10 protein-coding genes are annotated in these 12,011 nt (G+C 60.6%); 2 read left to right on the top strand and 8 right to left on the bottom strand.

The window, feature by feature from the left end; all coding sequences use genetic code 11:
- Position 1: 1 nt before the first annotated feature.
- The 3 genes from HNP71_RS10220 to HNP71_RS10210 form a co-directional block, all read right to left on the bottom strand.
- The gene (locus HNP71_RS10220) at positions 2–841 is read right to left on the bottom strand and encodes an AAA family ATPase (protein WP_183266815.1); all 840 of its coding nucleotides are present in this window, start codon (positions 839–841) and stop codon (positions 2–4) included.
- 60 nt (positions 842–901) lie between these two features.
- A complete protein-coding gene (locus HNP71_RS10215; protein WP_246344173.1) occupies positions 902–1,516 on the bottom strand; it encodes a class I SAM-dependent methyltransferase in 615 nt (204 codons plus the stop codon).
- A gap of 130 nt (positions 1,517–1,646) precedes the next feature.
- Positions 1,647–3,263: a protein-disulfide reductase DsbD family protein gene (locus HNP71_RS10210; RefSeq protein ID WP_183266813.1), complete on the bottom strand. Its 1,617-nt coding sequence runs from the start codon at positions 3,261–3,263 to the stop codon at positions 1,647–1,649.
- Between the two features lie 45 nt (positions 3,264–3,308).
- Here HNP71_RS10210 and hrpB point away from each other — a divergent pair, with 45 nt between their 5' ends.
- Positions 3,309–5,699, top strand: coding sequence for an ATP-dependent helicase HrpB (gene hrpB, locus HNP71_RS10205; RefSeq protein WP_183266812.1), 2,391 nt, complete (start codon positions 3,309–3,311; stop codon positions 5,697–5,699).
- 47 nt (positions 5,700–5,746) lie between these two features.
- Here hrpB and HNP71_RS10200 read toward each other — a convergent pair whose 3' ends face one another.
- The 3 genes from HNP71_RS10200 to HNP71_RS10190 all read right to left on the bottom strand — a co-directional run bounded on the left by HNP71_RS10200 (position 5,747) and on the right by HNP71_RS10190 (position 8,337).
- Positions 5,747–6,067 carry a DUF2853 family protein gene (locus HNP71_RS10200; RefSeq protein WP_183266811.1) on the bottom strand — a complete coding sequence of 107 codons (321 nt, stop codon included), beginning with the start codon at positions 6,065–6,067 and terminating at the stop codon, positions 5,747–5,749.
- Between the two features lie 316 nt (positions 6,068–6,383).
- On the bottom strand, positions 6,384–7,319 hold the full coding sequence (locus HNP71_RS10195) for a UDP-glucuronic acid decarboxylase family protein (protein WP_183266810.1): 936 nt from the start codon (positions 7,317–7,319) through the stop codon (positions 6,384–6,386).
- 31 nt (positions 7,320–7,350) lie between these two features.
- Positions 7,351–8,337 (bottom strand): glycosyltransferase, encoded by a 987-nt coding sequence (locus HNP71_RS10190; RefSeq protein ID WP_183266809.1) that lies wholly within the window; start codon positions 8,335–8,337, stop codon positions 7,351–7,353.
- A 75-nt stretch (positions 8,338–8,412) separates the two neighbouring features.
- Here HNP71_RS10190 and HNP71_RS10185 point away from each other — a divergent pair, with 75 nt between their 5' ends.
- Positions 8,413–9,918 carry a radical SAM protein gene (locus HNP71_RS10185; RefSeq protein ID WP_183266808.1) on the top strand — a complete coding sequence of 502 codons (1,506 nt, stop codon included), beginning with the start codon at positions 8,413–8,415 and terminating at the stop codon, positions 9,916–9,918.
- A gap of 7 nt (positions 9,919–9,925) precedes the next feature.
- Here the strand turns inward: HNP71_RS10185 and HNP71_RS10180 are convergent, their stop codons facing one another.
- The gene (locus tag HNP71_RS10180) at positions 9,926–10,891 is read right to left on the bottom strand and encodes a glycosyltransferase (RefSeq protein ID WP_183266807.1); all 966 of its coding nucleotides are present in this window, start codon (positions 10,889–10,891) and stop codon (positions 9,926–9,928) included.
- A complete protein-coding gene (locus HNP71_RS10175) occupies positions 10,888–11,850 on the bottom strand; it encodes a glycosyltransferase family 8 protein (protein WP_183266806.1) in 963 nt (320 codons plus the stop codon). The genes HNP71_RS10180 and HNP71_RS10175 overlap by 4 nt, the downstream gene beginning before the upstream one ends.
- Positions 11,851–12,011 lie beyond the last annotated feature (161 nt).

Raw genomic sequence — 12,011 nt, 5'->3', positions numbered from 1 at the left:
GCTAGCCCCGGCGCGCCAGAAAGGCGATGCGCTCGAACAGATGCACGTCCTGCTCGTTCTTCAGCAGCGCGCCGTGCAGCGGGGGGATCAGCTTGGCGGCGTTGCGCTCGCGCAACAACTCAGGCCCGATATCCTCGGCCAGGAGCAGCTTCAGCCAGTCCAGAAATTCCGAGGTGCTGGGACGCTTTTTCAACCCCGGCAATTCGCGCAGCTCGAAGAAGCTGGTCAGCGCCTCGTGCAGTAGCAGATGCGAGAGGCCGGGGTAATGCACGTCCACGATGCGCTGCATCGTCTCGCGGTCGGGGAATTTGATGTAGTGGAAGAAGCAGCGGCGCAGGAAGGCGTCGGGCAGCTCCTTCTCGTTGTTCGAGGTGATGACGATGATCGGGCGCTGCCTTGCCTTCACCACCTGCCTTGTTTCGTAAACGTAGAACTCCATGCGGTCGAGTTCGAGCAGCAGGTCGTTGGGGAATTCGATGTCGGCCTTGTCGATCTCGTCGATGAGCAGCACGGGGGCGGCTTCGGCCTCGAAGGCCTCCCACAGCTTGCCCTTCACGATGTAGTTGGAAATGTCGTGCACCCGGGCGTCGCCGAGTTGAGAGTCGCGCAGGCGGGAGACGGCGTCGTACTCGTACAGCCCCTGCTGCGCCTTGGTGGTGGATTTCACATGCCAGGAGATGAGCGGCTTGCCCAGCGCCTTGGCGATTTCCTGGGCCAGCACCGTCTTGCCCGTGCCCGGCTCGCCCTTGATGAGCAGCGGGCGCTGCAACGCCACGGCGGCGTTGACGGCGACCTTCAGATCCTCGGTGGCGACGAAACTATCCGTACCTTCAAAGCGCATGGTCACTCCCCTTCAGCCTGGGAAGCGTAGCCGCGCACGGCGCTGCGTCAACCCAACCTCTTAGTTGGGGATTTCGACCAGGCGGAACAGCCCGAGCGGGCGCAGCGTACGAATTTTGGCGTGGGCGAGGTCCGCATGGGTGAAGATGTGACCCAAACGGAAATCCGGGTGCCAGCCAAGCGCGGATGAGGCCGGGGCCATGGCGCGCTCCATCCACCAGACCGGCCCTTTCTCCCGCGCGAAATGGTTGACGAACAGGATGGTCCCGCCCGGCTTCACCACGCGGCGCAGCTCCCGCACCAAGGCGTGCGGGTCTGGCACCACGGAGGCGACGAACATGGCGACGGCAATGTCGAAACTGCCGGTGGCAAAGCTGGTCGCCTGCGCGTCCATCTCCAGCAGGGCCTCGACATGGCGCAAGCCCAGCGCCACCACGCGGGCGCGGGCCTGGGCCAGCATGTGCTGGGAAAGGTCGATGCCGGTGATACGCTTCTCGGCCTTGTAGTGCGGCAAGGCGAGGCCAGTGCCCACGCCGACCTCCAGCACGGCTTCGCCGGGCAGCCGGTTCACCGCGGCGATCGCCTCGTCCCGCGCCCGGCGGGAGACAAAGCCGAACAAGCTATCGTAAGTGCGGGCCTGACGCTCATAGGCTGCACGGATGGCATCCGCGTCCATCGGCGAATGCCGTTCCCTCAACGCCGCACCATATCCGTGCCCCATAGGCAACCCTCGCACCACGTCATCGAATTGTCACTTCCCATTTGGCGCAGAATACCGTGCCGGTGCAATGGGCGGCGCCCAAATCTCACCGGTCCAGTGTGGTGATAACCAGTCCGGGCGTAAGGATTTGAGGCAAAACCTGAGCTGGCGCGCCAGGGGCATAGTAGAGATACAGCGGCACCCCGGCGCGCTGATTCGCGGCCAGCAGGGCGGTGATGGCGGGGTTACGGTCCGTCCAATCCCCGACCAGCAGGGCGGCGTGATGAGCGGCGAAAGCGCTCTGCACCTCGGGCGCGGAAAGGGTGGTGGTCTCGTTGACCAGGCAGGTGACGCACCATGCGGCGGTGAGGTCTACGAACACGGGCTGGTTGGCGGCACGCAAAGCGGCCAGGCGCTCGGCGGTGTAGGGCTGGGCATTGGGCAGGGTCAGCGCCGAAGCGGCCGGGGCGGTGTGCAGAAAAGGCAGCAGCGCCAGCACGGCCAGGGCGGCGGCGGGCTTCAGCCGTAGCGCCACGGCGAGCAGTGCCGCGCCCAGCAACAGGAGAGCCAGCCCCACCCCGCCGGATTGGCGGAACAGCACCCAGGCGAGCCAGACGAAGGTGGCGAACATCGGTAGCGCGAGGGCGCGTTGCAGCCAGAGCATCCAGGCGCCGGGCCGGGGCAGGCGCGCCGCGAGCTGTGGGATGAAGGCGAGGATGAGGATCGGCAGCGCCATGCCCAGCCCCAGCGCGGCGAAGATTCCCAAGGCGGGCAAAGCGGGCAGCGCCAGCGCGGCGGCGATGGCCGTGCCCATGAACGGCGCGGTGCAGGGCGTGGCCACCAGCACGGCGAGCAGCCCTGTGAGGAAGCTATGCTGCGCGGGGATATGCCGGATGAAGCCGGGAGCGGAGAGATGGAACAGTCCGGCGAGATTCAGTCCGGCGGCGAGGATGACCCATCCCGCCAACGCCACGAATACCGGGGACTGGAACTGGAACCCCCAGAACGAAGCCGCTCCCGCCGCGCGCAGGGCCAGGAGCAGCACGGCCAGGGCCAGCATGGAAGCCAGCACACCCACGGCGTAGCCCAAAGCTTCGCGCCTGATATGGCCATGCGCCGCACCGCCAAGCCGGGCGAAGGCGAAGGCCTTCATCGCCAGGATGGGAAACACGCAGGGCATGAGGTTGAGCACCAGCCCGCCCAGCAGAGCTAGCAGGGCCAGCAGCCAGTAGGGCGGATGCGTTGGCGCGTCGGCAGGCGGCTTGAACAGCGCCTGCTCGGTGGATGCACCGCCCGTAAAGTTGAGAGAGAAGATGGCGCGCTCGGGAACGCAGATATCCGAACAGACCAGCCAGGAGGCATGGGCAGAGACAGTGCCGCCAACATCGCTGGCGCTGAAGGGCAGCACCACATGGCCCGAGAGTACGTTCACCTTCATCCCCCCTTGGTCCAGGGTCTCGGGGGGCGGAAAGCTGAGCGGGCCGAAGCTGGCCGGCGGCTCTGGCGTGAGCCGGGGCGGATAGCCGGCATCGCCGGGGTTCCGCCAGTAGATATGCCAGCCGGGTTGCAGCAAGAACTCCAGCGCCAATTGAGCCTGCCCGTTCTGTGCGGTGTTGCTCTGCGAGACCAGCCGCACCGTGTCGCGCGGCGACGTAAACACATTGCTGGCCGCGGCGAAGGCAAGGTGGGGGAGCAGCAGCAACAGGGCTAATAAAGCGCGCATGGGGGCAATATCGCATGGCGCGGCGCTCTCTGGTATCCGGGCGCGATGATCGACCTGCCCGTAAAAGACATTCTGCCCGAGCTGCTGCGCACGCTGAACCAGGAGGCGCGCAATGCCGTGCTGGTCGCCCCGCCTGGTGCTGGCAAAACCACGCTGGTGCCGCTGGCGGCGATGCAGGCGGGCATGGGCAAAATCCTGCTGCTGGAGCCACGGCGGCTGGCGGCGCGGGCGGCGGCGATGCGCATGGCGGAGTTGCTGGGCGAAAGCGCGGGGCAGCGGATCGGGTTCCGTACCCGCCTGGAAAGCGCGGTAGGGCCCCAGACGGTGGTGGAGGTCATCACCGAGGGGCTGCTGACCTCCCGCCTGCTGAGCGACCCGGGACTGACCGGGGTGAATCTCGTGATCTTCGACGAGGTGCATGAGCGCAGCCTGGAGGCTGATCTGGCGCTCGCCCTGGTGCTGGATTTGCAGCGTAATTTGCGCCCGGAATTGCGCATCCTCGCCATGTCTGCCACCGCCGAGGCGGAGAAGATCTCCCGCCTGCTGGATGCCCCGGTGATCGAGAGCGCGGGGAAGATGTTTCCGGTGGAAGTTCAGCATGCCAAGCGGGACATCATGTCCCCCCGCGACCTGCCAGAAGCAGCGGCGAAAGCTGTGCGGGAGGCGATCGTGGCGCATCCGGGAGATATCCTCGTGTTTCTGCCCGGCATGTCGGAAATCCGCCGCACCCAGGCGGCGCTGGAGAAATGCCCGGCGCTGGTGCTGCCGCTGCATGGCGACCTCTCGCGCGAGGCGCAGGACACGGCGCTGCGCGAGCACAAGGGGCGGCGCGTGGTGCTGTCCACCTCCATCGCCGAAACCTCGCTCACCGTGCCGGGCGTGCGCATCGTCATTGATGGCGGTTACCGCCGCGCACCAGTGCTGGACGGCGCCACCGGGCTTACCCGGCTGACCACCATGCGCATCAGCCGCGCCGCCGCCACGCAGCGTGCGGGCCGTGCCGGGCGTCTGGGGCCGGGCGTGGCCATCCGGCTATGGTCGGAGACGTTACACCGGGGGCTGGCTTTGTTCGAAACTCCTGAAATCCTGGCGGCGGAACTCTCCGGGCTGGTGCTGGCCTGCGCCGCCTGGGGCGAAGCACCCGCCGCCCTGCCCTTCATCGATCCGCCGCCCGATGGCGCGGTGAAGGCCGCCCGCGCGTTGCTGGAAGAATTGGGCGCGGTGGATGGATCCGGGCGGATTACCCCGCTCGGGCGGGAGATGGCGCGGCTGCGCGCCGAACCGCGTCTGGCCGCGATGATGCTGGCCAGCGACGCCAAGCCGGAGCGGGCGATGGCGGCGGAGATCGCGGCGATTCTGGAGGAGAGGGATTTTCTGTCCCGCGATGCCTCGGCCGATTTGCGGCTGCGGCTGGAAGCTCTGGCCGGGCGAGGCGAAGGCGATAGGGCGATTGTCTCGCGGGTGCGCCAAGCCGCCAGGATTTACCGCAACCGCCTCGGCGTTGGGCAGGTTCCGGCTTCCGGCGAACCGGGCCAACTGCTGGCGGCGGCGTTCCCTGACCGGATCGGCCAGGCGCGGGGCGAGATCGGCTCCTACCGGCTCTCGGGCGGCGGTTCCGGCAATCTCTCGCCCACCGACCCGCTGGCCCGCGCGCGGCTGCTGGTGGTCTCGGCGCTGGAGGCCAAGGGCAATCGCATCCGGCTGGCGGCCCCGTTGGAGTTGGAGGCCCTGCCCCCAAGCCTGCGCGCCCGCTGCAAGACGACGCGCGAAACCGGGTTCGATCCGGTGTCCAACAGCATCTCGGTGCGCGAGCGCGTGCGGCTTGGCGCGCTGGTGCTGGCCGACCGCAACGCCCAGGCAACGCCGGATGAAGTGCAGGCGGCCCTGGCCAACGCACTCTCCACAAGGCTGGACCAACTCGACTGGACAGAGGCGGCGGAGAATTTCTGCGCCCGTGTGGCTGTGATGCGCGGCATCGACCCCGACTACCCGGATCTCTCTCGCCCCGCTTTGGCCGCCAGCGTGCAGGAATGGCTGGCGCCGTATCTGGCCGGGATGACCAGCCTGCGCGACGCCAGAAACGTGGACGTGCTGGCCGTGCTGCGCGACTGGGTGGGACATGAGCGCGCCATGCGGCTGGACCGGGAACTGCCCGCGGAGTTGCGGCTAAAGCGGGGCACGGTGCGGATCGATTATAGCGGCCCGGTGCCCGTGGCCTCGGCCCGGGCGCATGTGTTTTACGGCACGGACGCCACGCCGAAGTTGGCAGGCGGCAAGGTGCCGTTGCAACTGGCCCTGCTCTCACCCGCCGGGCGGCCCATCGCCATCACCGCGGACCTCGCCGGCTTCTGGCGCGGCGGCTGGGCGGATGCGCGGCGAGACATGCGCGGGCGCTACCCCAAGCATGACTGGCCAGAGACGCCATGGACTGAATAGGGGCTACTCCGGCTCCTGGCCCGCCACCATTCCCGTAATGTCCGGCTTCAGCCGAATTTCGAGATCTTTCCGAAATGTTTGGCCAGCAGATAGTAAACCGTCACGCGGTTGCGGGTATGGTCGGCCTTCATGATCTTGGCCACTTCGGCCAGGGCCGCATCCAGTTCCGGTTCTGGATTGGTCAGTTCAAGCTTCTTCTTCAGGAAGTGGCTCTTCACCGTCTCCAACTCCTTCGGGTCGGAGAAGGAGATCAGAGAAGAATCCCGGTGCTGTAGCGCAATGCCGCAATAATGGACGATGCCGGCAATCACCTTGTCATCCGCCTGCGGGTCGTATTTTTTGACGTCAGCTGCCCAATCCGTAGACATGAAAATATCCTCCGATGCTGTAGCTGGTTGAGATAGGCTTCCGCGCCAGACCCGTCTCCAGTAGCCAATCGATTGATAGATTCAGTCCGGCTAAGCACAGCCTAGATGGAAAGCGCGGCAGTAGCAAAAGAATGCATCGCCAGAGGGGAAACTGGAGCGGTAGCGGGAATCGAATAAAAACGAATTATGGTATCAAAAACAAAGCTCTAGATGTGAATCGGCTCAATAAGAGCCCCCAATAAGGCCCCTAATTTTGTATGCCGCATATAAAATTGAGATAATGGTCGCCTCCCATTAAAGGGAAAGGGCAGCTTCTCTAAGCGCAGATTTGCCGAAAGTATGATATTGTTTCACGCAATCCATCCCTTAGGGAGATTTGGGGAGCCCAGTCCAATGCCTGCCTCGCCAAAGCAATATCGGGCTGACGTTGCTTGGGGTCGTCCTGTGGCAATGGACAGAATTCAATCTTTGAAGTTCCACCTACAAGCGTGAGGATCGTCTCTGCCAGTTCGATCATACTCATTTCTTGTGGGTTACCGACATTTACCGGCCCAATGAATTCGGCCGGACTTTCCATCAGTCTGATCATCCCCCCGATCAAGTCTTCGACATAACAGAAGCTGCGGGTTTGCGTGCCGTCGCCATAGATGGTGATGGGCTCGCCTTTCAGCGCCTGTACGATGAAATTGCTGACCACCCGCCCGTCATTCGGGTGCATGCGCGGACCATAGGTGTTAAAGATGCGCATGACCTTGATTTCAAGCTGGTGCTGTCGCCAGTAATCGAAAAACAATGTCTCCGCGCAGCGCTTGCCCTCATCATAGCAGCTTCTGATGCCGATCGGATTGACCTTGCCCCAGTAGCTTTCAGGTTGTGGGTGTACCTCCGGGTCGCCATAGACCTCCGAGGTCGAGGCTTGCAGAATCCGCGCCCGGAGCCGCTTGGCCAGACCCAGCATATTGATGGCCCCGTGCACGTTCACCTTGGTGGTCTGCACCGGATCATGCTGGTAATGCACTGGCGAGGCTGGACACGCGAGATTGTAGATCTGGTCCACCTCGACATAAAGTGGGAAGGTCACATCGTGACGCAGCACCTCAAAGTGTGGGTTCTGCAACAGATGGGCAATGTTGCCCTTTGTGCCCGTAAAGTAATTATCCACACAGAGCACATCATGCCCCTGCGCGAGCAACCTCTCACAGAGATGCGAGCCCAAAAATCCGGCACCGCCGGTAACAAGAATTTTCTTCATACCAACTGTCTTAACTTTGCAATCTGCAGCTTCAGATGAACATCAACAAGCCGATGTTTTTTGTATACGAACTGAACCAGAGTCCGTGGCGCAGAATCCATAGCCGTTTGGCAAGAACTGGAGCATCGGGCAAGGCGCTCAGCCGTTTCAGCGCGGCGAGGTTTGCCTCATCCAGTGTGGCCTCATAGCGCGTGGCAAAGGTTCCGGCTTGCCGCCCGGCTTGGCGCAGCAAGTAATCGAGCCGGGCCCGTACTGCCGCCGGTGCGTTGCTCAACCTGCTCAGGCGCTTGCCAAGCGTGACCGACAGGGGGTCCTTCGTCGCATTTTCTCCATGGCGACGATATTTAATCGTCACCTCGGGCAACGCGACGAACCGCCCGAACGCCACCGCTACAAGAGCCATCCACCAATCCTGATAGGCTGCGCCGGTCGGTAGTGGCAGGGCCTTTTCCAGCAGCGCACGGTTGACGGCCATGGTCGACCCAAGAGCGACACTGTCCATGGCCATACGCGGCAGGCTGGGCGTGGCGAGCGGCCTTGCCTTCGACCAACGCCAGAAGGACGGCGCCACCGGATTTAGCTGGCCATCCACCACCATGGCGTCGGTACACACGGCAACCGGAACGTTCACACCGCATTCCGCCTCCACCCGTTTCAGCGCCGCCACGGTCAGCGGCAAACGTGCCGGCAGCCAAACGTCATCAGGATCGGCAGTCAGCACCCAGTCGGCGGTGGTGGCTGCCAACACAGCATCGTAATTTCCTATAAGCCCCAGGTTTTTTGGGGCATCCGGGTCCAGCAGAAGCATCCGTGCCCCAAGCTTTTCCTGCCAACCCTTCAGCAGCGCCAGAGTGCCATCCTTCGAGCCATCATCGCGCGCTATGAGGCGCCAATTCACGTTGTCGTGAGTCAGCAGCCCCTGCACGAACTCATCTATCCACTCCGCTGCATTATAGCAGGGTAGCACCACGTCGATCAGCTCCTCAGAGGCGGAATTGCGTGTGGCGTTGTCGGACATTAACTACTCTTGCTCCTGGCGGGACCGTAGGGCAATGAATACCGTAAACGGTACGTTTACAAGGGGTATGGGCCTATGAAGTCTCCGGCGGATATGAAGGTGATCCAGATTGAGCTCACCAACGCCTGCCCGCGTAAATGCGCCAATTGTACCCGTTTCTGCGGCCACCATGAAGAGCCGTTCTTCATGGACTTCGAGACCTTCAAGAAGGCAGTCGACTCTCTCAAGGGCTTCCGGGGCATTGTCGGTATCATGGGCGGAGAGCCAACGATCCATCCAGAATTCAAGAAATTCATGGAATATTACCGCGATAATGTCGGGTATGATGATTATTCAACCGCCTGTTACGAGCCGCAAAAAGACTTCATGCGCCATATCTTGGCCGATGCTTGGCATGTTGATTACAGCAACCATCGCGGTCTCTGGACCTCTGTCACCCCCCGTTATTACGAGCATTTCGAGCTGATCCAGGACACCTTCGGCTATCAGCTGCTCAATGATCATTCCAATCCTAGTATGCACCAGACACTCATGGTCACTCGCCAAGAGCTGGGCGTACCCGATGACGAATGGGTGAAGATGCGTGACCGCTGCTGGGTGCAGAATCTCTGGAGCGCCTCGATCACCCCCAAGGGCGCCTTCTTCTGCGAGGTTGCGGCGGCCATGGATGCGACGCTGGGCGGTCCCGGCGGCTGGCCCATTGAGCCCGGCTGGTGGAAGCGCAAGCCCTCTGAGTTTGGCGACCAGCTGAAATGGTGCGAGATGTGCAGCGCCTGCCTCGCCATGCCCTCGCGCGATGCCAATGACGAGACCGACGATGTCTCGCCCGTCTGGGCCAAGAAGCTCGAAGAGATCAGAAGCCCGAAAGTGCAAAAGGGACTGGTAAACGAGTTCGACCCCGTCGCCTATCAGGCTGACAAGCATTCGATCAACCAGAAGGTCACACCTTATATTGAAAACCAGGATGAGCGTATGGGCAAGACCCGCGGTCGTCTGGTGCCGCAGAAGACTACCCATGTGGTATGGCTGACCGGCCGTCTCTCCACGGCGGAGGCCCAGACCTTGCTGCATGAGGCGAAGGCGGCCAAGCAGCTCGATGCCGTTGTCTCACAAGACGCCGCGCAGCGCGCCGTGGCTGAAGAGGCGGGCGTGCCGTTCTTTACTGGCCCCGACGCGCTGGCCGAGCTGGCCAAGGCGACGCGCACCAAGGACTGGGTGCTGCTGATTCAAGACATCAAGGTTCCCGTGACAGTCGCAGAGCTGATCGGCAACTGCGTTTTCAACCCCGGCGTTGTTTACTGGCGCAACCTTCAGGGCGGCAAGCTTCAATTCTTCAACGTCCGCGCGTTAAGCCTTGCCAAAGGAGCGGATTTATTCTGCATCGAAACTAACTATCCTGCGCGTAAGACTGTGGAATTGAAAGCGCAAAAGCCAGAAGATTACGGCCTCTCAAAAGCCGAGATGTTTGTGAGGCGGCTTTACAAGCGGTTCCATTGGCTCAAACGTGCGCTGCTTGGGCAACCAGTGTCGCGTGGCCCGATCGGGGAGTTGCGCAGTAACAGGATTCAGAATTCCTTGTGAGGTCAGCTTACGCGATGACTAGAAAGGCTAGCGTGTAGAGCGGGGAGGAATAATACAGCTTGTGCTTGATGACGGCGTGACGGCGCTGCCAGAATCCCAACTGGCGGAACATCACTACGGCTTCTGCAGCGGCGCTCAGCTCATCGGTCAATTCAATTCGGAATCTCTCCAGAAAAGCCCGCGATAATGCGACCTGGGGCTCACGCCGCTGCCAATATCCTTGGCGCCAGGCGACCGGGTTTTTGAGTATTCTCAGTAGCATTTCGGTTTTGCTGGGCGTCGCAGCCGAGGCGTTTGCGGTATGGCGCCGGTAGTCCATGCTGATTTCATTGCGCGCATCTATGTGGCCGAAAGCGGTTGCCGTCATCTCAAACCACCTGTCCTGATAGACGGCCTCAGGGGGAATCTTTCCAGCCTTTTTGATCAAGGCTTGATTGATGATCGCCGATGGTCCGGTGACGATCGCATTCAGGCAGACACTGCCAAAGCTCCGCCAGCGCTTGGGCGAGAAGCCGAACAATCCCCAAAAAGACGGGCCAATAACGTTCAAGTTGCCATCCACGGGCCGCAAGTCGGTATGTGAGAGAAGCGGCGTTTGGGTACCAAACTTAGCTTCGAGGCGCTGCATGGCGGCTACGGCTCGTTCCACCTTATCTGGATACCAGAGATCGTCATGGTCGCACAGCATCACATGCGGGGCGCGGCTGGTTTCGAGTATCCTGGAGAAATTGCCACAAACGCCCAGCTGGCTGGGGCAGTCCTCATCAATGATGATGATTCGGTTCGGATAGCGTGCCCGCCATTCGCGCAGAATATCAAGCGTGCGGTCGGGGGAAGCGTCATCACGGACGAGAAGTGTCCAGTCTTGGTTCATCTGTGCGAATAACGTCTCCAATTGCTGTTCCAGATAGCCTCCGCGTTCACCACCGTAGACGGCCATGGCGATTTCAAGATTGGGGATAACAGTCTTCAAAGGCTATTATCCTTATTCCAAGCTGATCTCGGATTGCCACGAAGCAGTTCGTATATCTTATTTCCAAAAGGCGTTATCGCTATAAGATTTTTTCGGATTTGCCTGATCTTGTTTGGGTCTTTTATGCTAGGCGTGTCTTTCCAATGCGTGGTGTGGTAAAAACGACGCCACTCATCTGCCGCAGGACCAATAGCTGTATCCAGCCAAGGTTTGTGAGGTCCAGCAGCATGCCAAATTGCAGTCCCAGGAGGTGTTTCAGGAGCATGCTGAAAGTTGATATAATTCCATTTTCTGTTGAGAAAATAAACATGCCCAAACAAAGTCGCATTTAGAGCATCCTGATCCCACCATAACGTGGCTTCTTGATTTTTGGAGAGCCATTCTAAGCAATTGGCTCCTACGTCAGCTTCTCTCCATCGCTGCAAATCAATAACAAGCATTCCCGAATTGAAGTACTGTTCTGGAGTAGGTAAATTGAGTTTATTTCCATTAAAACTAGCTGCCTCAGGAAGCTCGGCTACTGCACCAACGATTGCGTCTCCAATGTCGATTTTAGAAAGGTCTTTAAGACTTTCACGGCACAGGACGTCGCTGTCGATGTAAATAACGCGCTCAATTGTTGGGTCCAAAAGCCTGTCTATAAAGAGGCGAGAATATGCAGACCGGCTAACTTTATGACCTACAGACAAATGCTTGCTCAGGAGCCTAAGGCGAGGAGGCCTATTGCTTGGAACGGGCCTTGTGTGAAGCGAAGTGCCTTCGTTAGAGAGTGCACCGGATATGTCATATTCGACAAGAACTACATTTCTTTCTTCCGCAAGAAGTCTGAGCTTTTCAAGGTCTGTTTTTAAAATATTATCGCATAGAATATGCACAGTTACATCCGGCCCATTGTTGAACCTTAAAATGGAACTCAAGGCGACACCAAGCCAAGGAGCAAAATTTGCATCAGAAGCCATTACGATATGCATATTTTTATACCTCTTCTAGGTCTTTAGGTCCGTCTCAATCTATGAGATTTTGGGTTGGAAAGCTACATACTCGGGCGACTTGAGAGTGCCTTCGGAGAGATAGTCCTCGATGAAGTGCGTGCCCGCGAAAGAGCAAACTCGGTCATTAG

Source organism: Acidocella aromatica, assembly GCF_014201825.1.
GTDB lineage: Bacteria > Pseudomonadota > Alphaproteobacteria > Acetobacterales > Acetobacteraceae > Acidocella > Acidocella aromatica.
Note: the sequence above shows the minus strand (reverse complement) of the source record. Positions and strands in the feature narration are given on the sequence as shown.